The 24,182-nt window shown below is 46.1% G+C and carries 24 protein-coding genes; 4 read left to right on the top strand and 20 right to left on the bottom strand.

The genetic code is table 11. The features are described 5' to 3' along the window. Positions 1–146: 146 nt before the first annotated feature. Together ACZ481_RS08740 and ACZ481_RS08735 are read right to left on the bottom strand one after the other, a co-directional pair. Positions 147–503, bottom strand: coding sequence for a hypothetical protein (locus ACZ481_RS08740; RefSeq protein ID WP_464769761.1), 357 nt, complete (start codon positions 501–503; stop codon positions 147–149). Between the two features lie 116 nt (positions 504–619). After that, complete coding sequence (locus tag ACZ481_RS08735) at positions 620–1,057, bottom strand: NUDIX domain-containing protein (protein ID WP_464769760.1); 438 nt, start codon at positions 1,055–1,057, stop codon at positions 620–622. Between the two features lie 1,298 nt (positions 1,058–2,355). On the opposite strand from ACZ481_RS08735, the gene ACZ481_RS08730 reads away from it, so the two are divergent. Next, complete coding sequence (locus ACZ481_RS08730; protein ID WP_464769759.1) at positions 2,356–3,522, top strand: glycerate kinase; 1,167 nt, start codon at positions 2,356–2,358, stop codon at positions 3,520–3,522. Positions 3,523–3,972: 450 nt separating this feature from the next. On the opposite strand, the gene ACZ481_RS08725 is transcribed toward ACZ481_RS08730, so the two are convergent. Together ACZ481_RS08725 and ACZ481_RS08720 are read right to left on the bottom strand one after the other, a co-directional pair. After that, on the bottom strand, positions 3,973–4,287 hold the full coding sequence (locus tag ACZ481_RS08725; RefSeq protein ID WP_464769758.1) for a hypothetical protein: 315 nt from the start codon (positions 4,285–4,287) through the stop codon (positions 3,973–3,975). 122 nt (positions 4,288–4,409) lie between these two features. Then, positions 4,410–4,568 carry a hypothetical protein gene (locus ACZ481_RS08720; RefSeq protein ID WP_464769757.1) on the bottom strand — a complete coding sequence of 53 codons (159 nt, stop codon included), beginning with the start codon at positions 4,566–4,568 and terminating at the stop codon, positions 4,410–4,412. 641 nt (positions 4,569–5,209) lie between these two features. On the opposite strand from ACZ481_RS08720, the gene ACZ481_RS08715 reads away from it, so the two are divergent. After that, entirely contained in the window at positions 5,210–5,344 is a 135-nt protein-coding gene (locus ACZ481_RS08715) for a hypothetical protein (RefSeq protein ID WP_464769756.1), read from the top strand. A gap of 295 nt (positions 5,345–5,639) precedes the next feature. On the opposite strand, the gene ACZ481_RS08710 is transcribed toward ACZ481_RS08715, so the two are convergent. Next, a complete protein-coding gene (locus ACZ481_RS08710; RefSeq protein WP_464769755.1) occupies positions 5,640–5,966 on the bottom strand; it encodes a YnfA family protein in 327 nt (108 codons plus the stop codon). Positions 5,967–6,350: 384 nt separating this feature from the next. On the opposite strand from ACZ481_RS08710, the gene ACZ481_RS08705 reads away from it, so the two are divergent. Next, positions 6,351–7,193 (top strand): prohibitin family protein, encoded by an 843-nt coding sequence (locus tag ACZ481_RS08705; protein WP_464769754.1) that lies wholly within the window; start codon positions 6,351–6,353, stop codon positions 7,191–7,193. Between the two features lie 310 nt (positions 7,194–7,503). Here ACZ481_RS08705 and ACZ481_RS08700 read toward each other — a convergent pair whose 3' ends face one another. The 4 genes from ACZ481_RS08700 to ACZ481_RS08685 all read right to left on the bottom strand — a co-directional run bounded on the left by ACZ481_RS08700 (position 7,504) and on the right by ACZ481_RS08685 (position 10,178). Next, on the bottom strand, positions 7,504–8,028 hold the full coding sequence (locus ACZ481_RS08700) for a DUF2284 domain-containing protein (protein ID WP_464769753.1): 525 nt from the start codon (positions 8,026–8,028) through the stop codon (positions 7,504–7,506). Positions 8,029–8,277: 249 nt separating this feature from the next. Beyond that, positions 8,278–8,460: a hypothetical protein gene (locus ACZ481_RS08695; RefSeq protein ID WP_464769752.1), complete on the bottom strand. Its 183-nt coding sequence runs from the start codon at positions 8,458–8,460 to the stop codon at positions 8,278–8,280. Between the two features lie 138 nt (positions 8,461–8,598). After that, a complete protein-coding gene (locus tag ACZ481_RS08690; RefSeq protein WP_464769751.1) occupies positions 8,599–9,381 on the bottom strand; it encodes an epoxyqueuosine reductase in 783 nt (260 codons plus the stop codon). 221 nt (positions 9,382–9,602) lie between these two features. Next, positions 9,603–10,178 carry a gamma-glutamylcyclotransferase family protein gene (locus ACZ481_RS08685; protein ID WP_464769750.1) on the bottom strand — a complete coding sequence of 192 codons (576 nt, stop codon included), beginning with the start codon at positions 10,176–10,178 and terminating at the stop codon, positions 9,603–9,605. A 555-nt stretch (positions 10,179–10,733) separates the two neighbouring features. Here ACZ481_RS08685 and ACZ481_RS08680 point away from each other — a divergent pair. Then, positions 10,734–11,459 (top strand): L,D-transpeptidase family protein, encoded by a 726-nt coding sequence (locus tag ACZ481_RS08680; protein WP_464769749.1) that lies wholly within the window; start codon positions 10,734–10,736, stop codon positions 11,457–11,459. A 474-nt stretch (positions 11,460–11,933) separates the two neighbouring features. On the opposite strand, the gene ACZ481_RS08675 is transcribed toward ACZ481_RS08680, so the two are convergent. From ACZ481_RS08675 to ACZ481_RS08625, 11 genes are all read right to left on the bottom strand, one after another. Beyond that, positions 11,934–12,881 (bottom strand): Bug family tripartite tricarboxylate transporter substrate binding protein, encoded by a 948-nt coding sequence (locus tag ACZ481_RS08675; RefSeq protein ID WP_464769748.1) that lies wholly within the window; start codon positions 12,879–12,881, stop codon positions 11,934–11,936. 404 nt (positions 12,882–13,285) lie between these two features. Further along, positions 13,286–14,116 (bottom strand): 4Fe-4S binding protein, encoded by an 831-nt coding sequence (locus ACZ481_RS08670; protein WP_464769747.1) that lies wholly within the window; start codon positions 14,114–14,116, stop codon positions 13,286–13,288. 113 nt (positions 14,117–14,229) lie between these two features. Beyond that, positions 14,230–15,222 carry a 4-hydroxyphenylacetate decarboxylase activase gene (gene hpdA / locus ACZ481_RS08665; RefSeq protein WP_464769746.1) on the bottom strand — a complete coding sequence of 331 codons (993 nt, stop codon included), beginning with the start codon at positions 15,220–15,222 and terminating at the stop codon, positions 14,230–14,232. Next, complete coding sequence (hpdC, locus tag ACZ481_RS08660) at positions 15,198–15,464, bottom strand: 4-hydroxyphenylacetate decarboxylase small subunit (RefSeq protein WP_464769745.1); 267 nt, start codon at positions 15,462–15,464, stop codon at positions 15,198–15,200. Before hpdC ends, hpdA begins: the two co-directional genes overlap by 25 nt. A 1-nt stretch (position 15,465) precedes the next feature. After that, positions 15,466–15,828: a glycine radical domain-containing protein gene (locus ACZ481_RS08655; protein WP_464769744.1), complete on the bottom strand. Its 363-nt coding sequence runs from the start codon at positions 15,826–15,828 to the stop codon at positions 15,466–15,468. A gap of 53 nt (positions 15,829–15,881) precedes the next feature. Continuing rightward, positions 15,882–18,170 carry a pyruvate formate lyase family protein gene (locus ACZ481_RS08650; RefSeq protein ID WP_464769743.1) on the bottom strand — a complete coding sequence of 763 codons (2,289 nt, stop codon included), beginning with the start codon at positions 18,168–18,170 and terminating at the stop codon, positions 15,882–15,884. A gap of 18 nt (positions 18,171–18,188) precedes the next feature. Next, positions 18,189–18,971 (bottom strand): ABC transporter permease, encoded by a 783-nt coding sequence (locus ACZ481_RS08645; protein ID WP_464769742.1) that lies wholly within the window; start codon positions 18,969–18,971, stop codon positions 18,189–18,191. Continuing rightward, entirely contained in the window at positions 18,955–19,839 is an 885-nt protein-coding gene (locus ACZ481_RS08640) for an ABC transporter ATP-binding protein (RefSeq protein ID WP_464769741.1), read from the bottom strand. Before ACZ481_RS08640 ends, ACZ481_RS08645 begins: the two co-directional genes overlap by 17 nt. A 23-nt stretch (positions 19,840–19,862) precedes the next feature. Further along, on the bottom strand, positions 19,863–20,879 hold the full coding sequence (locus ACZ481_RS08635) for an ABC transporter substrate-binding protein (RefSeq protein ID WP_464769740.1): 1,017 nt from the start codon (positions 20,877–20,879) through the stop codon (positions 19,863–19,865). Positions 20,880–21,699: 820 nt separating this feature from the next. Further along, entirely contained in the window at positions 21,700–22,647 is a 948-nt protein-coding gene (locus ACZ481_RS08630; RefSeq protein WP_464770600.1) for a Bug family tripartite tricarboxylate transporter substrate binding protein, read from the bottom strand. Between the two features lie 162 nt (positions 22,648–22,809). Next, a complete protein-coding gene (locus ACZ481_RS08625; RefSeq protein WP_464770599.1) occupies positions 22,810–23,751 on the bottom strand; it encodes a Bug family tripartite tricarboxylate transporter substrate binding protein in 942 nt (313 codons plus the stop codon). Positions 23,752–24,182 lie beyond the last annotated feature (431 nt).

Raw genomic sequence — 24,182 nt, 5'->3', positions numbered from 1 at the left:
ATTTACCTATTCGTTAACTCTTTCAAAAAAAACAGTTAACATTGAAATTATACAATGGTTTCGACCTTTCTGTAAATAAAAACCGAACAGATTTATCTTTTTATCTTATCCGGCCGGTGTGTTAATAAAAAAATATGGTGCAAGCGTCAGGCATATATAAAATTCCGGATACAATTGGCACTAAGGGGGTTGGTCCAGCTGCCGGCCCCGATTCTTTCCAGCTCGGCTTCAAAGATCGGATTTCCATCATAATAAGGGAGACCCTTTTTCATCAAAGCCCAATGACATAGTTCATGCTTAACAATTTTGTCAATAGCCAGTTCAGAGTAGATTCCGTTGATAAACCCCGGGCAGAATTCTATCCGGTACCCTTGGTCGGACAGCGATACCTGGCCGAGAATACGTGAGAATTGCGGGTTCACAACAATGACGGCATCAAAATCCAGCCCCCAGTATTCCCGGGCATATTGGCAGGCTTTTTCCCTGATCTGCTCCAGTTGCATATCCGCCCCTCCTGTCGGTGAAAAAAACTTTCTTTATTTATTATATTACATATATTGAATTTTCTGAATACATTATATAAAAAAGTACCAGGGAAAATATCCCTGGTACGGACTTATCAAATTCGGTGAAGTAGCGGCAGAGGATAGATCCTGCCCTGCTGAAACTCCCGGACAATCAGCCTTATTCGCCTCGCATTCCGGAACTCCGTATCGGCCATGGCTTCGATGGCGGCAGCCGATAACCAGTGGCAATCGAGAATTTCATCAGCCTGGGGCCGTGGCGTATCACCGGCTTGGGCCCGGGCATAAAAGACAAAGTTAATATAATGATTGTCACTGGCCCCCTCAAAAACCCCCAGAAAACCGGCCGGCTCGACCGCAAAGCCAACCTCTTCCATAACCTCCCGTTTGGCGCCGGCGATGATCTCCTCCCCCAGTTCCAGATGCCCGCCTGGCAAATTATATTTGCCATAGGCCTGGGGCTTTTTTTCCCGCACAAACAGAATCTTACCGTTGCGTTCGATGAGCGTACTGACATGCACCACAAAATTCATCTGACTCCACCTGCAATTCTCAAGATTCCCGGCAGTTCACGGCATTTTAGCGCCGTAACAGCTATTTTGTTTCAGGATATACGGTCAGCAACTTGTGCCAGGCATGCTTTTCAAGATAAAAGGCGGCCCGGTACATTGTTTTCCATTTCCAGCTCCATTGACCAGGGTGTATTTATTAGAATATGCTCATATACGTATTGGCTGTCTGTTCCGATTTATCCTGCCAAATTTCCTCAGGCCCTATATTTCTATCTAATCTGCCCCCTTTGCCTAAGAACCGGCCGGAAAATCAGAAGCCGCCTACCCAAGGTAGACGGCCAGCGTGATTAGTCTGCTAATCCTTTATCTTATTAGCAAGTCGGGCTGCAATCATTGTCAAATGAGCAAAATAGCAGGATAATAATAATTATGATGATGATCCAGCTGCTGCCACCACGGCCGCCGCCACCGCCACCAAATCCGAAGCCCATAGATATACCCTCCTTTATTATGTAGTAGGATGAGATATTGTATAGTATGAACTACTGCGGTATTTTGCCACTGGTCATATCCGGGATAACAGGAAACCGGAAAACCGGGCCGCCGCCGCAAAAAGCCGTCTGCCTGCAGGCAGACGGCTTTTGACACAACTAAATAACTACGCGGGCGGTACTTACAGATTAGTCGTGTTTAACGCGGACAGAACACTTATCAGCAGGTTGGACTGCAATCATCCTCAAAGCAGCAGAACAGCAGAATAATGATAATGATAATGATAATCCAACTGCCACCACCGCGGCCACCACAACCGCCACCAAATCCAAATCCCATAGGTAGACCTCCTTTACTGTATAGTAGGGGGAGATATTGTATAGTATGATGGAGTACGGAATTTTGCTACCCGGGCTTGCTATTAATTAACAGGCGGTGCTGGGCCGTCGCCGGCACAAAAAGAAACCCTCTGCAGGCAGCAAAGGGTTTAACTTAAATATGTATGTTCAGAAGGAGAGGAGAAAGCGGCATTTGCTTTCTTGACTAAATACTACCTCAATTACTAGAGTTTGTCAATATTAATTATTTATAAATATTTAATATTCTAAGGTTAATTTTGTCTGCAGGCGGGCATACTGGTAAGGTAACATCTATTCTCTCTCTCCTTTGCAATCCCCGGCGAGTATCCGTCCCGGGGATATTTCTTTTATCCGCTGTTCAGTCTCAGCCTGACTTAAACCAGCCCTGTAATTAGCTAATTGAAAAAAAACGCAGTAATGAGTACAATGAGTGTAGATTATTAATAACCCAAAGAAGGATGTGGTCAAGTGCATATCGTCGTAGCGCCGGACTCCTATAAAGGCAGCCTGACGGCTGTTGCCGTGGCAGCAGCCATGGAGCAGGGCATTCTTACTGTTTACCCCGGAGCCAAAGTGTCTAAAGTACCAATTGCCGACGGCGGCGAAGGAACGGTGGAGGCCTTAGTCACAGCCACAAACGGACAAATTATCAGACAGCAGGTAACAGGTCCATTGGGCACCAATGTCGAAGCCTGCTGGGGAATATTGGGCGATGGCAAAACAGCTGTAATCGAAATGGCCGCCGCTTCAGGCCTGACGTTACTAGCCAAAGATAAACGCGATCCCCGGACGACAACGACCTATGGCACCGGCCAGCTCATCCAAGCCGCCCTGGACCGGGGTATCCGCAAGCTCATTATCGGGATTGGCGGCAGTGCAACAAATGACGGGGGGGCCGGCATGGCCCAGGCCTTAGGCGTCCGCTTCCTCGACAGCGGCGGCAGCCTGCTCGGACCCGGAGGGGCTGCCCTGGCCGGACTGGCGAGCATTGACCTGACCGGCCTGGACTGCCGTCTGGCTGAGGCTTCCATCCTGGTAGCCTGCGATGTCGACAATCCGCTCTGCGGCCCGCAGGGAGCCTCGGCCGTTTATGGTCCCCAGAAAGGCGCCACCCCGGCGATGGTCCTTGAATTGGACCAGGCCCTTGCGCAATTTGCTGCTGTCGCCAAAACGGCAACAGGCAAAGATGTGGCCCTGCTGCCAGGGGCAGGCGCAGCAGGCGGACTGGGGGCAGGCCTGCTTTTCTTTACCAAGGCGGAGCTAAAGCCGGGTGTAGAGATTGTCCTTGACGCTACCGGGTTTGCCGCTATTGTGCAGCAGGCCGATTTTGTGATTACCGGCGAGGGTGCCACAGACTTCCAGACCGCCTGCGGCAAAGCGCCGGTCGGGGTGGCTAAAGTGGCCTGCCGCTATAACATTCCCACCGTCTGTCTGTCCGGGGGCCTGGGGCAGGGGGCCGAGCAAGTGCTCGAGCAGGGAGTCACAGGCCTGATGAGCATAGTTCCCGGTCCAATGTCCCTCAATGAGTGTATCGCGGCGGCGGCGGAGCTGATTCAGGCGGCAACGGCCCGAGTATGCCGCCTGGTCGACATGGGCATCCGCATTGGCGGCACTCCCAAAGCCGGCGGTAAATAAATTGCTTATCCCACTTAGTCCCTTTGTTTTTGCATTTAAAAATTGATAAGCAAACCGGCGCAGGCATAAGCAGCAAAAAAAGCCGCTCTTGTTCACAAAGAGCGGCTGAGTATTTTTAAGGCTTGTCCCCAACGGCGGCATGCTTATTATACCAGCAGCAGGACAAAATACAATATACTGGCAAACACAGCGATACTGCCTTTTACCGGCCACGAATTCTTCTCCGGCACTTTACCATTATACGGCATTTTTCTCACCCCCTGAACATATTTTTTATATTAATTGCCATTAATTCTTAAATAACTAATATTATTATACCATTATTTTCTTAAAATTACATTAAAATTTCTATTTTTATCCAATTTTTTTTTACAAACACATCTTTACAAAAACTCAGGCTGCAATCAGCCCCTGGCGTTGGCCAGGGGCTGATTTATGTACAAAAGTAAGCTACCTGTGGCCCATCTTCATTATTTCATGGATCGCGCGCTTATGGCGTTCAATCTCAATTCTTTGACGTTCCTTCCATTTCCTCTGCGATTCAAACGGGCGCCGCTTCATTTCTTTTTCATGACGCTCATTTTCCTGCTTGATTTTGCGCTGTTTTTCTTTTTCCCGCTCCTGCCGCTGGTGATCATGGCGCTGCTCATAACGTGGCCGCTCAGGCTGTCTGGGGCTTGCCGCCTCAGCCACAGTGGCAAATAAGCCGACTTGCATAAGCCCTACCATGGAAAAAACAATTATTTTTTTTGCAATACTCTTCATTATAATCCTTCCTTTTTGCCGTTATCTGGATAGCGGTAGCAACTGACTTAATCATACCCCTCTATTTTTAGAATAAATTTAGAAATAATGGATTGATTTGTCACAGCCCTGTTTTTTTTTTTTTAACATACCGGACTGCAGGTGTCCTCCAAACAACGGAACAGTAAAACAACAACAATAATGATAATAATCGTCCGGCCGTTATTGTGACGGCACCGGCAGCGGCAATCGCCGAAATCGCAGGGGAATGCCCCCTTACACTTGTCAAAAAGGAACGCCATATAACCAGCCCCTTGCTTATTGATGAGTTATATATACTATGACTCCCGTGTCATTTTGGCTTGTAAAGCAGGCAATATAAGAAAAGACTTGGCTTGTGCCAAGTCCCGCAGGACGCCGGCAGAAGCCTTAGTCGTTCTTACTTATGATCAGAAACCGATATACTTCTGATCATGTAAAAAAGCCCCCGCCGAAGCGAAGGCCTGCCTATCATCCGAGCAACGGAGCTCCACCCAGCCTGCAAAGCCTTCCACAACCTTGCAGGCCCCCCATCACTCCGTTGCAACAATACTATTATACTATATTTTGCCGATAAAAAACAGCTTTCTAATCACCAGAAAAACTTTTTTTCCAGGCCGCCCCTGCTGCCCGGCAGCCCTCAGCCGCCACAGACGCTTATCATCTGTGCCAAACCGTACGCACAGTAGGAAATTACGCCAATTACCACTGCAATATACACGTTGTCAACAAGCCTGGCCATAATGTCACCCTCCCAGTACCGACTGCTTTTTATTGCAATGTATGCAGTACCAGGCATGATGGTTATAAAATTGCTGCCGCCTGCCATTTGCAGCTTCAACCAGGCTCATCCAGCAATAAATTCTCACGATAATTGGCAAACTAGCGTAGGAGGTGGTTAATAATGTCCTGTCACAAGCATTCACGCCGTCATCGCTGCGACATGGGAGGCTCCTCATTATTAAAAGTCATGGCCGTAGGCGCCCTGATGTATGTCGGGTTCAAAACGATGCATCGCTGGCACCATGACCGCGACTAACCTCTTAATCCCCCCGGGCGAAGGCCCGGGGGGATTAATTATCCTAATAAATCCCGGTCTGAATTACTGTATGAGGCCAAATTTCCTTTGGCGCCTGCATTGCGTAAGGCAGAAACGACGGCGTCCTTTAAGCCTTGGACATTTTTGATATTAACAATACTTTGCCAGATTGATTTGTCATACTAATTATAGCAAAGCCGGGCTGGCGCAACGTAAAGGTTTGTTAAAGATTTACTGGAAAGACTTTATTTTCCTTACAGGCGTTCACTTATCGCCGCTTAGCTTTTGTCCGGACTTATCGGGGCCAGTACATGATAATCAATACCCCAATTAACGAAATAAAGCCGCCGATCAGATCAAATTTATCCGGGGCAACCTTATCTATACCCCAGCCCCATAAAATGGACAGGACGACGAACACACCGCCATAGGCGGCGTAAACCCGGCCAAAATTGGCCGGCTGGAGGGTGGGAATCACGCCATACATAATCAGTATCACCGCCCCCGCAATGGCATAGGTAATCCCTTTTCCCTCCCGCAGCCAGAGCCAGATCAAATAGCCGCCGCCAATTTCAAATAAGCCGGCAAGAACAAAATACCCCATTGATTTTAATAATTCCATAACTGCCTCCAATTGAGAATTTCTTTTATTTACCCTAATTATAGCATTAAAAGGCAGTTGCCGGCAGAAAAGGGCGATTATAAGCCAAAACCGCCCCCACCGTGACAGCTGAAACGGCCGCATGATCTTTCCTCCCCCTGTTCGGCAATATTTTACCAACTTTCCACAATGCTACTGCTGCTAATGTACATTACAGGACAATCCCACTGTAAAAAATTGTTATTTTAGCATGGCCCTAACACAGCCGCTAGCCTCGTTTATGCATTTTTAGCCTGCCTTATTGGTGTTCAAGAATAATTTTTGCATAAAACAGCAGAACTTTTTGCATATTCTGCATAATGCTGTTATAATTGGGGAAACAAAATTTATTAAGGAGGCTGAATAATGGACAAAGATAATGTAATAAAAATGAATCTCAAACCTGGCGAAAAGGTGACTAAGGTATTAATTCCGCTGGCGTTAGCGGGAATTATTCTCCTGTTCCTGGCTTTCAACGCGGTTGTTATTGTCCAAGCCGGTACCCGCGGTATCGTACTCCAGCTGGGGGCAGTGCAGCCGCTGGTCTTGAATGAAGGACTCCATTTTAAAATGCCGTTCGTCCAAAAAGTGATTCCCGTTGACGTGCGGGTTGGCAAGGCCCAGTCAGATCAGACTGCCGCTTCCCGGGACCTGCAAACTGTGACCACCACGATTGCCGTAAACTTTCACCTGGTGCCGGACGAGGTCAACAAGCTTTACCAAAATGTCGGGTTGGCCTATGAAGACCGCATCGTGGCCCCGGCTATCGGCGAAGCCGTTAAAGCCGTTGCCGCCCAGTACACCGCGGAAGAACTGATTTCCAAACGGTCCGAGGTCAGCGCCAAGGTCAAGGAAACCCTGGCCGCCAAGCTGTCAACCTACTATATCGCACTTGACGAAATCAACATTACCGAGTTCAAGTTTAGTGCAGAATACAATAATGCCATTGAGCAAAAACAGATCGCCGAACAAAACGCCTTAAAAGCGAAACTTGACCTGCAGCGGATCGAAGTTGAGTCCCAGCAAACAATTGAACGGGCCAAAGCGGAGGCTGAATCCCTGCGCCTGCAAAAACAAGAGGTTACGCAGGAATTGATTGAATTAAGAAGAATAGAAACACAAATGCGGGCCATTGAGAAATGGGATGGCAAAATGCCTTCCGTCACAGGGGGAGCAACCCCGTTCATTGATATCAAGCAAACGAAATAGCCCCTGAGCTTCCTTGCAAATCCCCGGAAACAAGCGGGATTTAGCCCATCAAGCCAAGCACATGTGTAGGATAAAAAATCGCGCATGTGCTTTTTGATTTCCCCCTGAAAAAAAGTTGGCGACGGTGCTGCCCTGCATGACTCACGGGTGACTCACGGGGACGGTTCTCTTGAGTCACTTCTTGCCGTGCGTTGTCCTGAATATTGTCTTAGTTTCAGAAAGTGCGGGCAGGAGCTAATTACTCATGAAAAAACAACTGTGCCTGGGCCCAGCCGAACAGGCTTGGTACAGGCACAGCCCGATTTTTGTACTATTCCACAAAAACAGCCGAATACCAATCAGGCTTTTCCGCCGTTGTTTTCAATGGCTGCAGCGGCAGGCCAAATTTGTGCACGGTTTTATACACATCAATGCCGACAGAATGGAATTCCGGCCGGGTCTTGACAGTATTGGCACATGGTTTTTTCTGAAAGCCGAGACATTCGGCACAAAGAGCACAATTACTCAGCGAAAAAGCAAGATGGTAGCCCCGGAAAAAGGCTTCCAGTTCAAGTTCATAGGAAACATCCTGAGCAATCTTGTCCACAGGTGAATGAATAATCACCCCCCATTTGTACCTTCTGAATATCTGCTCGTATTCCCAGGGCTTTAAAAAGTTTTCCGCTGAAGGGCACAAATGACCATGTCCATATTTGGCACAGCCATAGCGACATTTCAGAAACGTACGGGAATCAAATTCAATATCATTGATATCAAAGATGACAGCATGCTCAGCCCCTTTTGCCAATGCTTTTTCCAAAAAATACTGTTGTTCGCTTGTTAGAATCCTCGTCATTTTCTCCAGCTCCTTTAATTTAAATAGCAATAGAATTAAATTTAGCTGATTTAAAAATAGAAAGGCTCGATTTTTTCCAAGGGAAAAAAATCGAGCCTTTGGTTTTCCAATCAGCTTTTTATTAAAAATATATTAGCACCAACTGCTTAAGCTGTCAATCTTCCAGACTCAGGGGGCCGGTTCTTGTGGGCCACTTATTTCCATTCCCGCTAAACGCCGGCAGAGCGTCTTGGTCATAAAAACAGTAATTCACGGCCGCCCCTTCTTTAGCGCCCATTTTATACCGATAACAAGCAACGCGGCAACGATTACCGTATCTGCTATAACCTGCAATTGACTCTCTCTCGGTGTGCGGGTAAGGAAATACAGCGCGGCCACTATAACCATCGTGAAGTCAGACCACAGGAGCTTTTTAAGCCATTGCATATTCAATGATGAAAGTAGGACATTTACAGCGAATACCATCCACTTCCAGCCATCCCCCCTTTGTAATTCCAGTATAACCAATCTGTTGCCGTGTATCAAGGGTCGGCAATTAAACTATCGACAGACATGTCCAACTGATATGAATTAAATAATACTAGACAGTCTCCGGGCCGGATTACGTTTAGAGCAGGGAACATTAACCAGGCATTTGCCACAGGCATCGGCCATACCCAGTTCGCTGTAAATTTTAGCATTTTCAAGGCATTTGGCCGAATAACATTTATGACGGTCAAACCCGGCTAAGGTCAGTGCCTGCTCCGGGCACTGGTTGATACATTTTTGGCACAGGCCCCCGTGTTTGTACAGACAGTTTTCCTGGCCAAACGGCTGCGTAGGTTCCACGACGGCGTTGGTAATCAGACTGCCAACCCGTCCGCAGCAGCCTTTTTCCGTTATCAGCATATTATTCAGGCCAAATGTGCCCAAACCGGCCAAATTGGCAATATGCCGATGGGACCAGTCGCTGATCAGTTTTTCTTTGTCAAAATTATGGGTGGCCGGAATAATACAGCTTGCATGGCCTTGCTGGCTCAGCTGCCTGTGCAAATAGGTGTTAAGATCAAAAATGAGCTTGTTGGTTTCTATGTACGCCGCCGCCCATTCGTAGGAACATGCCGTCCCCTGAATATTGCTGGCCACTATAGGCTCAACAAAAGGTAAAAAATAGACAATCACCGTGCGGGCATCAGACAGAAGGTCGCCCGGCAATGCATGCGTGGGGCTGACACTTTCTTTCAGGCCGGCAAACCGCTCATCAGCAGCACTGACGAACCCGACCAGCGGCTCCTGCCACTCGCTTTTGCAGCCGTTTTGCCGTGAATACGCACTTACATAGTCTTTAATAAGCGTACTTATCCATTGTTGCATACATTCACTTCCTTACCATTTGTAAAAAAAGCCGGCTGAGCGGTTACACCGGTGCACCAGGCGCTTTTACACTGGCTTACCATGCCTGGCCTGAAGAAGGGCAGCTTGCAGCCCGCCGCAGATATTTACGGCCACTTGCCGGCGCCTGCTCTGACAATCGTCAGCCGACCATCCCGTTCTGCAGGAAATGGCCGGCTTGACCGGCAATGGCTGTATCTATATCAGGCAGGACTGCCGTCACAACCGGCCCCGCAAGCCTCGCACCCTGTCGGGCTGCAACCGCTGCGCTCATAAGCGGGCCGCCTTGGCACCGGATACGAAGCAGGTTTTGTCGGGATTGCCTGCAGTTTTTCAAGGTACGAAGCGGGCAAGCCCTGCTCCGCTGCCCCTTGCAGCACCAGCGCCATATACTCGGCACTGGCGAGTGTGGCTTTTCCCAACCGGCTCTTGAGATAAAGCATCGACAGCCTGGTAATACCATCATTACTAAGGACTTCAACCGGATAGCGGAAATAGGCGCCCGTACCATCCAGCCGGGCATCCTCACAATTGTCCAGTTCATCCCAGCTGTAGTCGGTCAGCCGGTAAAGAACGCCCCATACCTCTGACTGCGAATCAGGAACAAGCGTCGCCATAGCGCCGTCCCATACAGGGGAATACTCAAAAAAATCCATTCTGTAGCCTGGCAGCCGAGAATTGGCTACCTTTTGAAAATACGAGCACTTCCGCTGCAGCTGCTGCGAATTGAGGTTAATACCGTAAGCAAAATAAAGCAGAGGCCGTTCCATTTGTTGCATATGCTTCGCTCCTTTCGAGACAAATCATTGAATTCCCTGCCGCAACCTTTGCCAAAAACAAAAAGCACAAGCAATAATTACAGCCTCATTGCTTATGCCTCACTAGACATTATTGACAAGCTTTCAAGAATTTTACTAAATCTATGACTAAAACTTATCATATAACTTAGGCTAAGTCAACACATAAAATATGCCGGCTGACTCACGGGGACGGTTCTTTTGAGTCACTTTTACTTTTTTTTTGAAAAAGCCACCCTATCCGGCGAGGACGAGGGCAGCGTATTCGCCTAGTGCCGATAAGTTATTTTTTCCGGGCTTAATCTGTTCTAACCTGTCGCTTGCCGGCAATGTTGGCTGTAGCTTTTGTCTGTCAGCAATCCATTTGGCCGCGGACTGAAAACCTAAATATTCTGCTTGATTTCCGCTATTTTCCTTAAATTCAGAGTTATTTACCTCTTGTTCGGATATAACCCGGCGGTAACATTATAGACATGTTTTAATACTTGCTACCATATAGTTAAAATATCTCAATCAATTACTAGGGGTGTGGTATGTGTGTGGAATATTTCTTTATTTCTACGGAAAAAACACTTTTACCTGGGAGTCAGCTCACTGATCTTTGTAGCTCTGCTGGCCAGTTTTTGGGTGCTTGATTATATAGATGAATTGGATCTGGCTGCACTACCTAATCAGCCGACAATACCTCCCAACGGCAATGTCAGCATGAAAATTAATGTAGCCTCCCGGATGCTAGAATTATATAATGATGGTTCTGTGTATAAAGTATATCGAGTGGCTGTGGGTAAAAAAGAGACGCCAACGCCCATCGGTGAATGGACTATTGTCTGGAAGGATTATAACTGGGGAACAGGATTTGGCTCACGCTGGATGGGCTTAAATGTCCCTTGGGGTACTTATGGTATTCATGGGACCAATAAGCCCTGGTCAATCGGCTCTTTTGCCAGTCATGGCTGCATTCGGATGCGCAATAAAGATGTGGAAGAGTTGTTTGAATGGGTTCCCATCAATACAACGGTAAAAATTGAGGGGGCCAAGATTAATTTTTCCCGGACACTTAAGCAGAATATGGCAGGCCAGGATGTGGTTCTCCTTCAGCTTAGGCTAAAAGAGCTTGGATATTTAACCGACCGGGCTGATGGTTTGTTTGGAGCCAATACGGATAAAGCGGTAAAGCAATTTCAGGCTGATAAAGGGCTTGAGGCTACTGGTCTAGTGACTAAAAAAATATTTGAGGCTTTGGAAATAAAGTCTGAAATATAATCAACACGCCAATGATGGCAAGGCATTCCCTGCTTCACTAAATTATATGCACTGAAGAAATTTTTCCTGAATAAATCCCTACTTGAAAAGCCCTCGGGTTCCCGGGGGCTAACTCAAGGCAGCTTATAATACATATAAATCAAAGAACCTAAAGTAATAACCCCGACAGCCATCATGGCATATACAAAATGTAAAAGCATACTACCCCTCCAAAACAAAGAATATTACAGTCTATGACGAAAGAGCTTTTTTGATGCCTTGAAAATAAAAAAGCCTCGGTTTTCCGAAGCTACAATTTGCTAAGCGGCCGGATTAAGCTTTCTACCGCTGCGGCGCTGGCTTTAAGCTGCGAATCGCAGGGCGGCGTTTTTTATTTCAGGCCTGAGCAGGCCTGAAACCTATTAAAGGTATAATTAAAAAGCCACCCTACCCGGAAGGATGAGGGCGGCGTATCCGAGTAGTGTCCATAGGCTATTATTTTTTCTGAGCTTTAATCTGCTCCAATATACCGCTTTCTTGCAATGTTTTCTCTAACTTCTGGCTATCAGCAATCCATTTATCGGTTGACTCTTGGGGGCCTAAATATTCGACCTGATTGCCGACCCTCTCCATATTCTCCTTAAATTCCGGGTCATTTATGAGAGCCTTGATCCCTGCGGCCAGCTTATTTTTTATCGCAACCGGCGTTTCTTTGGGGACTGCGATTCCATGCCAGTTATCTATAGTAATGTCAATGCCTAGCTCTTTAAAAGTTGGCACAGGGGCAAATACCGGATCAGCCAGGCGGTGTGCACTCGTTACGGCAAGGATTTTTACTGTGCCTTTTTTTACATGCTCCTTGATGGATACAGGATTAATAAATGTAATTTGAACATGGCCGCCTAGCAGTGCAGATATCATCTCACCCCCGCCGGAAAAAGGAACTTGCTCAATGCTAATTCCGGCCTCATAATTAAGCATCTCGCATAAAATATGCGCAAATGAACCTGTACCTGCATTGCCAAACTTTAGTTTGTTCGGGTGTTTTTTGGCATACTCTATTAAGTCATCCAGCGTTTGATAAGGCTGGTCTGCCGGGACTGCCAGCAGCATAGGTACTGATGATATTTGCGCAATCGGGCTCAAGGCGGTTACATAATTATATTTGCCTGAACCGTAAAGGGACAATAATAGCATTTCACCCGAAGTCGAACCTGCGGTATAGCCATCTGCCGGTGATTCTGCCAGTCCGTTCCAGCCAAGCGCGCCAGCAGCCCCTGGTTTATTAATAATGGCTAGAGGTTGTCCTAAATGCTTAATAGCTAATTTTTCTAATGAACGTGCCGTCAGGTCCAAACCTCCGCCAGGACTGAATGGAACAATTACCGTAATGGGCTTCTCGGGATATTTTTCCTGGGGAACTGGTATCGCTACTTTTTCCACCTCGCCACAACCACCTATGATGATAGAAACCACCAAGGATGCTACTGCCAGTAAGACCAGTACTCTTTTCCGCACGCCACGCTTACCTCCTCGTTCTGCAGAATACTACAATTCAGACAGCCATTAACCAAATTATATACTAATTCCCGTGTAATAAATTGTCATTTAGAGTATGGAAACCTATTAATTCAGGTTACTAAGAACTACCTGCAGACCGTGAAACAGGCTGCTGACAACGACAACAAACGGCCATATGCTCCCGGAGAGAGGCAGCATATTGTTTTCTTTGCGCTAATTTGCTATGTTGCAAAACTCAGGTTATATCACCGCTTGCGGGCCAGCACGGTAAAAATAATGACCTCAGCCTCGGAATATCGCAAGGCTGAGGTCATATTTTGAATTGTTCAAACTATCCGCTCGCCATCCGAACCATGCTGACGGATATGTACCCATCTTCTATAGTCCGGATGCTCCGGATTGTTACTAATAGCCTCTTTCTCTTGCAAATACAGACTGATGTCAGTGCTGTTAAACACTTTTCGGTCTTCCCCTACCGGACAGACTTTGACACATACGCCACAGGGGTAGCGGTGTTCCGCCCGCAGCTGCGCATGATGCTGCGCGCAAGCATCCTTATTCATTATAGCAATAATCCGGTCTTCGCAAGTTGTAAAGGCCTGCGTCGGACAAAGTTTCTGACATACACGGCATTTAGTGCACACGTCCTTTTCCAGCACGTCGTCCGGTTTAAGCTCTAAGTTTGTAAAAACTGAAACATAACGCACGCGGGGTCCATATTGTTTATTCAACAGTACATGACTATAGCCAATCGTACCCAGGCCGGCGTATTTACCCGCAAACACATGACTAAAAGCTGCTACTGGTTTTTTTAGCAATATCTGAATATCACCATAAGCATCACGGGGCAAAAAAATGGATCCATGGCCTTTTTCAGTTAAATAAACTGACAGGCGATAAGCAATTTGGTCAAGTAAAATATTACTGGTACTGTATAATTCCACGTAATTGATGGACGGTGTCGTCTCAATAATCGGCAACAGCACAGGCACACCCAAAACAATCACAGTGTTTGTCTCAGGCCAAATAGACGCCGGACGGTAATTTTCTTCCACTTCATTATATTCATCCCACCGCGATGCCGGAGCGAAACCAACCAAACTAGCTCCCAAACGTTTAGCATATTTGGCAATCTGTTGTTTGCTAATCTGCATCATAACACCTTCCTAACAATAAATACTACAAATTTAACAGCAGCCTGGCGTGTGTATAGCTAAAGGGATTAAGCGTGCCGGCCTGCAATCCTAACCCTTTTTCATACATAAATAGCCTAAAAAGCAGTATCACTGCCGATATAACAAACAATTTTCCGGTTCAAGAAGATACTTTGCAATTCTTCCAGCTTTTGTTGCGGCGTAGCCGCATAATCTTTGTAGGCGTAATGCTTGCCCAACTGCTCCCATTTAGAATTACCCAAACGGTGAAAAGGCAAAATGTTTATTTCGTATAAGCCCAGCTCATCCATGAACGCGGCAGTTGCGGTAATGTTGCCTATGCTGTCGTTAAATCCCTGAATGATCGGCATTCTAAGCACCAGCCTTCCCGGCCAGTCATTTTTCACCAACGCGGCAATATTGCGCCGGATCAGCCCATTGCCAACTCCCGTCTGTTCGCGGTGCCGGTCCGAATCCATATTTTTAACATCGATAAAAGCAAAATCAATATAACTCATTATGTTCAGAAACACTGCGGTCTGCACATGAGCCGTTGTTTCAATGGCAGTATGGATATTTGCTTCGTGGCACCTTGTCACCATTTCAGCCAAAAAATCCTGTTGGTAAAAGGGTTCGCCGCCGCTAAAAGTAACACCGCCTGCCGGCCCCCAGAAATTTCTATCCCGATTAATAATGCGCATCAGCTCATTAGGCGTATATCGCTTGCCACAGACTTTTAACGCTTCCACAGGGCAGGCAGCGGCGCATCCAAAATCTGTGCACTGCCGGCACTTTTGCCAATCTACTGCTGGATAACCTGCCTCAGCGGCACTTATTCCCCGTTTTTCACAAGCCGTTGCACATCGCCTGCAGCCCTTTTGACACTGGCACTTGGACTTAGCGAACATTATTTTTTCTTGCAGATCCCAGCTTTCCGGATTTGCGCACCATGGGCATTGCAAAAAACAGCCGGCAAGAAAAACCGTAGTCCGGCACCCCGGGCCGTCATGCACCGAATAACTTTGAATAGCAAAGACCAACCCTGCCTGGCTAGCCACGAGAGCTGACGACGAGACGGGCGGCACTATTTCCCGACATAGCCTTGGCATAAGGCTGCACTATAATTCGCTGCCGTCCAATATTCTTTTTGCAGCCCGGTGCAGGTGCCAATGCCTTCCTTATCAGGATGCCGAAAAAAGCTGCAGCCGCGGCATCTGGGGATGGCCGCAAACTTTACGCAAACCGGGGAATCAATCAGCACCAACTCATTTGTTAAGCGGCAAATACCTTTGGTAACGTCTACCGGGGCAAAATTTTCACAGTCATTATGCTTTTCTAATAACGCTGCCATACTATGATACTCCTTCATATTCGGTTCTGGCGACCACTTCATCCTGAATGGGCTTGCTAAGTTCACACCAGTACTGGGTAAAGCCTGCTACGCGCACCAGTAAGTCCCGGTATTTCTCGGGCTGCTGCTGTGCATCCTTAAGCACATCTGAATCAACTACATTATACTGGATATGCTGTCCACCCTTGCGCATATAAGCCCGGGTCAGCTCCAGCAGTTTGCGGGAACCTTCCTGTCCCGCCACCGCGGCAGGATGAAGCTTCAAATTCATTTGCGAGCTCTGCGAGTCACTATGGTCCCAGACAGTGGCTGAGCTAAACAGGGCATAAGGACCATTTTTGTCTGTGCCAGGATAAGCCGACATGGAGGCATCAGAATAAGTGGTTCCTGACAACCTGCCGTCTGCAGTGGCCAGCGTTACATCCCCTGCGGGCCATGATGGGCGGTAATAAACTGTCCCGCCTGCAATTTCCGGCCATACAGCGACTCATAATTGTGTACTGCCTTGCATAGCCATTTTTCATAATCAGCCAAGATTTGATCCACATACCAGTCATCGTTGCCATATTTAGGTGCTTTCAGGCAATCCTGGTAAATTACGTCATACTGGTCGACACCAGCACGCTTTTGTTGTTCTGTCAGCGAAAAACTGCCGATCTCCTCGGCGGTTTTAAAGCCGAAATTATTTACAAGTGCTGCTGTCAATTGCTGCAGCGTATATTTTTGTTCATCATACACCAGCTTTTTGATGGCTGCCAGCGAATTGATTAACGTACCTGTACCGCAGTTCACCACCATCATGGTGCCATTATAACGGTAGCCGGCCTGTCCGTTATGCCGCCCTAGGGTGAGGCAGTCAGGTTTCATAAAGGAATTGAGGATGGACATATTATTTTTTCTGGCAATATCATGATGAATATTGTTGAAACGCACCAGCACAGAGCAGGTCTTATCGAAGTATTCCTGAAACTGGGCAAATAATTGTTCATATGTTGCCAATTTTTTATTGTGCGGTTCATATACCTGAATTCCTGCTTTATGGTCAAATCCGTTGTTTAAAACCAATTCCAAAATCTTGGGATTGGCTAATGAAGCCACTCCCCCTAGAGATGTCAGTCCTGCACCGCCGGTTATATCATATTTCTTTCCATTCAGTTCTACTTCCTGGAAGCCTCCTGGTGCAATCGCCAGGCAGCCGCCAATGGCTATCGCCCGCGCATCATCCACAGTCATGCCTTCCTCAGCAAACTGTTTAAGCAATATATCTATCGAATTGCGGTTATTTATCCATGCCGGATATCCTACGCCGGTTTTATTACAAGCTACGCATTGCAGCAGAAAATCTTCCGGCAGCTTTTCATCATATAAGCAGGTCAAGGTAGGCTGCGGTGTATTGCAGGTGATACCGGCTTCCACAATAAGATGCTCCAGACGATTGACTGCCGAGCCCCCATCTTTTTTCAAGCCGCCAACGGCAACATTATTATAGGTATTGCCGGAATTAGCGCCCCCAACAATGTTAGGCGAAGCAAAGATATCCATACAAGTCACCTTAACCCGGTGCAATTGGAGAAGTTCAAGAACTTCCGCTTCATTTGTACGGCCAGCCTCAATATCCTGCTCAAACCAAGGATAAAGCACCTGGCCGATGCGGCCGGGTGCCGCACCACAGATCGGATCTTCATTTGAGGCACCAATATGCAAGGTGTGAATCAATTGAAATGCTTCCCTAAACGTCCTGGGTTTATTATAGGCAATCCACTCAAGGCATTCGGCAATTTCAGCATATTCCTGCTTTTGTTCGGGCGATTCGGTCCGGCCTGCCAGCTTTCTGGCCAGTTTGGCATGATTCAATATCCAGGCTTGCAGTCCTTCAATCACCAGCCGTACCGCTTCATAATAGTAAAAGCGGTCCATCCCGAGTACACCGTCGCCATCGGCCTTGCCAGCTACCGCATTCTTGCTCTCAATGGCTAATTGCTTAACCCCTTCCAAGCCGTATTGCAGAGGAAAGTAAAAATTCATGGTTTCTCTGCCCTGCACCAGTGTATAACCATTATCATCAAACGAAATTTTTGTACTCAATAATTTTTGTTTCAGTTCATAATCAGGAATGAGGGCTTCATACTTGTGCCCCAAAGCCTCAACCGACTTACCCACCCAAGTCCGGGCAAGCTTTTTCAGACTCGGTACTTCTTCTTCCCTAAGACCGAATTTACCGGCAATCGACACGACTTTGCCAAAATTGCTGACCACATTGCCGCCACCGGTACCCATAACCTTGTCACCACTGCTGACAGCACTGGCATTTGCCGGTTTCGTCTCATCCTCCAGCAAAAAGCTGCCCGCAACCCAGGGCATTGGAAAAGATCCCCGGTAAAAACTAGTCTTTTGCATAACCAGTTTTTCTCCCGGAATAATGTTAGGGGTTAGATGCGAAAAGGCGCTTTTTAATGCCTCCGCCCTTTTTATAGTAGGGATATCACCGTCAAGTTCATCCCATTTCCGCGTGTACCAGTAGGAGAATTCAGTATCAATAGAAGATAATGTGGCGTAATATAACTCCAGCAGCTTTTTAGTCCGGGGTGTCGGCGCCTTTTTTATCTCCCTGTCTGTGAATATTCCCTGCCGCTTGGCAGCGTATTTATTATGATGCGCAGATTCTCTTTCCTGCAAGACTTCCAGCACTTTCTTACTAATAGCCATCGTCTTCCTTCTTTCTGTTTACTCTCCGACCGAAGTCCCCTGCTTCCAAGTGGTAAACGCCCCTTCAATGAGCCTTAACACATAGTTAATTCCCAAGCCCATGACGGCCAAGCCCACAATACCTGCGTACATTTCCGCAATATTAAATGTTTCCTGGGAGTACATGATTAAATATCCCAGGCCGGCTGTGGCTCCAATCATTTCTGCGGCCACCAGCGCCATTACACAGTAGGACCCTCCCAGCCTGATGCCGGTAAAAATATCAGGTGCAGCAGCAGGCAATATTACTTTCAGGAAGATGAATCCTTGCGATGCTCCCATGGATTTCACTGACTGAACTACTAATTTATCTACATTTTTAACCCCGCTAATTGTATTTAGCAGGATCGGCCAAAGGGATGCCCAAAAAATGATGATGGTTTTGGAAAGTTCACCAACACCAAACAACAAAATAAAAACAGGGAACAATGCAAAAGCTGACATTTGCCTGAAAGACTGAAACAAAGCATCCAAAAAGCTTTCTATGCGCTTGAAATATCCGATAAATAAGCCAAATATTGTACCAAAAGCGACCGCAACCAGCATACCGATTAGGGCCCGTTGCAGGCTTATCAATAGATGTTTACTCAAAGCCCCTGTTTTAAAAAGCGCAGCCAGTGCTTTCAATACGGCTGAAGGCGGACTGAGATAAGTGGAATCTACCCAACCCACGCGCGGCGCCAGCTCCCATAACGCAATGAAAAGGATAAGGCCAATCGTTTTTTCAAATGAGTTACTAAAAAAATCAGCCAACTTTTTCACTACGCTCACCTGTCCTTTGCAAAGCAATGTTTATATCCTCTTTTGGCGGTAAAGGAACAGCCACTTCGGTACTTTGCTGTAATTTCTGAGCTTTGGTAACCTCATCTTTGATCAGGTTCCAGGCATATTGCCTGATTTTTACAAACTCAGACGAATTACGAATTTCCTCAGTCCGGGGCCGCGGCAGATCAATATCGATAATTTCTTTTATATGTCCTGGCCTGGCGGTCATTACCGCTACACGGTCCGATAACAAAATAGCCTCATCAATACTATGGGTTATAAACACAATGGTCTTTTTGTCGGCTTCCCAGATTCTGATTAATTCGATTTGCAGCGTTTCCCGTGTTTGAGCATCTAAGGCAGCAAACGGTTCATCCATTAGTAAAAGATCGGGCCGGTAGGCAAGCACGCGTGCTATAGCAACACGCTGCTTCATCCCACCCGATAATTGATGTGGATACTGATTGGCAAACGGTGATAAACCTACCAGTGATAAGTAGTATTGTGCCTGGGCCTTACGTTCTTTTTTGCCCACACCCCGTATTTCAAGCCCTATTTCCAGATTTTCCAACACCGTGCGCCAGGGCAACAGGGCATATCCCTGAAAAACCATGCCGCGATCAAAACTTCTATCTTTTATCGGCTCATTGTCCACCAAAATCTGCCCATTATCATGCTTATCCAAGCCGGCCAAGATATTTAAAAAGGTTGATTTCCCGCAGCCGCTTGGCCCCAATATCGACAGGAACTCTCCCTCACGAACCTGCAAGTTGAAATTATCCAGAACTACCAGCTTTTCCTGTTTTCCGGAGGTGTTTTTCACTTGGAATTCGCGCTGAACTTGGCTGGCCTGTATTTTAATCATTATAACTTCGCTCTCCCATCTATTTATTTGGCTTTTGCATAGTTAGGATTGTATTCATTTGTATAAATCTGCTCAAGCTTTACTTGCCCGGGACTTAACTTGTTTTCTTCAACTAATCTATCTATCCAATACTGTACTTCTTTTTCCGGAACAAGCTGATCTTCATAAAACTCATACATTTCTGCCTGACTTGGCTTGATATTAAAACGCTTAGCCATAATTGCCCTTGCTTCTTCCGGATGCTCATTATTCCATTTTGAAGTCTTGATAAGAATCTCCATTAATTCCTTGACTGCTTCTGGATGCTCTGTAAGGAATTTGCCATTTACTGAATAGGGGCACATGCCGCTTAAGCCGCCATCAATATCCCAGTCGCTAAACAACATTTTAAAATTAGGACTTTCAGCTGTACGTCCCGAAGTGGGTGGATGGATGATGGCAATATCGGTATCGCCTCTGGACAGAGGTATTTCCTGCTGATCTTCCGGTGCTGTTTTGAATTTAAGCGTGCTGGGATCAACCCCGTTGTCTTTCAGGTATTTTTTTGTCACATATTCAGAACATGCCCCGAAACTATTCAAACCAATTGTTTTGTCAGCAAATTCATTAACCGATTTAATTTCAGAATCAGCACGGACGAAATATTTCATATGGGGCCACTGTTGCGTCGATTTACTGCCGGCGGCAATAATCTTAATATCTGCACCGCTGGCAATGGCGGCGATAACTACAGGCGTATGGCGGGTTGCCACGTCAATTGAACCGCTTACCAATGATGGAATAACCTGCCCGGTCGCAATTTTCCCCACATATTTGGGGCGTACGCCGGCGTCTTTAAAGTAACCCAATTCATCGGCCAGGTAAATATAATCATAATACACCAGTTCAGGGTAATTGAATTCCACCACTTTTTTCTCAGCCGTCTGCTGCTGACCTTGAGTTGCTGTATTCTTACTGCTATTGGAGCAGCCAGCGATTAGCGTGCCAAAAATCACCATAACAACCAACAATACTACTACTCTTAATTTTTTTTCAGCCAAACCTCTCATCTCCTTTAATATTTTTTACAAACACACCATGCGGTGCGGTCCGTAGCGGTAATAAAAACAGCAGCATGGTCCTGCCGCACAGTAAGGCACATGCTTGTCTATGTTGACTATGTACTTTATAGCGCTGCTGTATTGCAGGGACAAATAAAAAAGGCTAAAGATGCACAAAAAAAGCATCTTTAGCCTTCAGTTTTCTACTGACCAACTAAATTCATTCATTAACTATTAAATTGCCCAAACCAGGTATAGCTGTACGCTATTCATATCATTTTAACCTTAAGCTTTTGCTAAGCAGTTAAAATATAGATTATAAATAACTATATATACTATATAATACCGTTTTAATGATGTCAATATAATGTATACATAAAATGTTCCGAGTCTCAACCTCACTTACTATTTATAAGGCAGGCAATTCCGGAAAACAGTACACTTGTTTCTGAAAAAATCAGTATATGTCGTTGCAAAATTTAAGAGGCTCTTCATAACCGGATGTTGTACGCTAGATAACATAAGAAAGAACTTGGTTTGCGCCAAAGCCCTTCAGGGTATCAACGGTCTCAGTGTCCGCAAGATATATTATAAATTCTATCCTGCAATAGCATTTTTAGCGTAGACTAACCAATTAAATAGTCCGGCCTTTGGTCGGTTCCCATGTTGCAAACCCTTTTGCCTTAAGCTCTCTAGCGCGTTGCCATTTTCCACCCCCGCCAGAACATACATTTCGTTTAAGTACAACACGAAACATTCGTTCTGTCCACCCTCTCTGAAGGGATGAGAGCGGTGCGCTCGGCTGTTCCTAAGAACAATATTATTTTTTCTGGGCTTTAATCTGCTCCAAGATACCGCTTTCCTGTAATATTTTCTGCAGCTTTTTGCTATCAGCAATCCATTTATCGATTGACTCTTGAGGGCCTAAATATTCGACCTGATTGCCGACCCTCTCCATATTCTCCTTAAATTCCGGGTCATTTATGAGAGCCTTGATCCCTGCGGCCAGCTTATTTTTTATCGCAACCGGCGTTTCTTTGGGGACTGCGATTCCATGCCAGCCGGTTAAAGTAATGTCAAAGCCTTGTTCGCTAAAAGTTGGAACTTGAGAAAACACCGGATCATTCATACGTTGTTCACCGGTTACGGCTAAAATTTTTACCGTACCATTTTTTACATGCTCTTTGATAGATACGGGATTAATAAATATTAGTTGAACATGACCACCTAATAACGCCGGTACTGACTCACCCCCGCCGGAAAAAGGGACTTGTGTAATATCAATCCCGGCATCACGATTAAGCATTTCGCATAGTACATGTGGAAATGATCCAATGCCATGGTTGCCAAACTTTAGTTGCCCTGGATGCTTTTTCGCATACTCAACTAAGTCATTCAGTGTTTGATAAGACTGATCTGCCTTGACCGCCAGCAGCATCGGCACTGTTGTTATTTGCGCCAGCGGGCTTAATGCAGTTATGTAATTGTATTTACCTGAATCATAATGAGACAATAATAGCATTTCTCCCGCAGTTGCACCTATGGTATATCCATCTGAAGGTGATCCTGCTAGTTCGTTCCACCCAAGTGCTCCAGCACTACCGGGCTTATTAATAATGGCCAATGGTTGTCCTAAATGCTTAATAGCTAATTTTTCTAATGAACGTGCCGTCAAGTCCAAACCTCCGCCAGGACTGAATGGAACAATAACAGTAATGGGCTTCTCGGGATAGTTTTCATGGGGAACTGGTATCGCTACTTTTTCCACCTCGCCACAACCACCTATGATGATAGCAACCACCAAGGATGCTACTGCTAGTAAGACCAGTACTCTTTTCCACACTACACGCTTGCCTCCTCGTTCTGCAAAATACTACCACTCAGACAAATCATTAATAGGGCGGAGTATTCGACTAGTGTCGCTAAGTTATTATTTTTTCTGGGTTTTAATCTGCTCTAATATTCCGGACTCTTCTAGAGTTTGTTTGAGCCGTTGGCTGTTAGCAAACCATTTGTCTGCAGACGCTTCGGGTCCTAGATATTCAACCTGATTCCCGACTTTCTCCATATTTGCTTTAAATTCAGGGTCATTGATAATAGCCTTTATTCCTTCTGACAGCTTATTTTTAACTGCAGCCGGCGTTTCTTTGGGAACTGCGATTCCCTGCCAATTGTCTATAGTGATGTCAAAGCCCTGTTCTTTTAAAGTTGGCACATGGGCCAATACCGGGTCAGTCATCCGGTGTTCACCAGTTACGGCCAAAATTCTTACTGTGCCATTTTTTACATGCTCTTTGATGGATACGGGATTAATAAATATAAGCTGAACATGACCACCTAATAAGGCAGGTATTGTCTCACCCCCGCCAGAAAAAGGAACTTGCTCAATGTTAATTCCGGCCTCATGATTAAGCATCTCGCATAAAACATGCGCAAATGAGCCGGTGCCTGCATTACCAAATTTTATTTGACCTGGGTGTTGTTTTACATATTCAACTAGCTCATTAGTTGTTTGATAGAGCTGACCAGACTGAACTGCCAGCAGCATCGGCACTGCTGTGACTTGGGCAATTGGGCTTAATGCTGTTACGTAATTATATTTACCAGTGTCGTATAGTGACAATAATAGCATATCAATTGCAGTTGCGCCCGTGGTGTAGCCATCAGCCGGTGCGACTACTGCTTCATTCCAGCCAATGGCGCCGGCGCTTCCGGGTTTATTAACAATGACTAAAGGTTGTCCTAAATATTTAATAGCGAATTTTTCTAATGAACGTACCGTCAGATCCAGACCACCGCCAGGACTGTAGGGAACAATCACAGTAATAGGCTTCTCGGGATATTTTTGAACAGGTATTGCCAGGTTTTCCACCTCGCCACAACCCCCTATTATGATAGAAATTACCAAGAATGCTACTGCTAGTAAGACCAGTACTCTTTTTTGCACTTCTCGCTTGCCTCCTCGTTCTGCAAAATATTACAATTCAGACAATTATTAACTAAATTATATGACAATTTCCATGTCACAAATTGTCATTTAGAGCATGGCAACAAAAAAACTGCCTGCTCACTTGCAGACAGTCTATCTATACACAGGGGTTTTCATCTTCAGATAAAGCCATATTCCCACCAGCAACACCAACAGGCTAAACAAAAAACCATCTGCAGAGTTTTCCCCTACCTCAGAAGTCAACACAATTGCGCTCCCGCTAAAGACAGTATTTCTGATTAGGATATAACCATTAGCCATTTCAGCTACCGCACCATCTAATTTAAATAAACAGGCGATACAGCCCCGCCCGG

It is taken from the genome of Sporomusa intestinalis (genome assembly GCF_055383785.1).
Note: the sequence above shows the minus strand (reverse complement) of the source record. Positions and strands in the feature narration are given on the sequence as shown.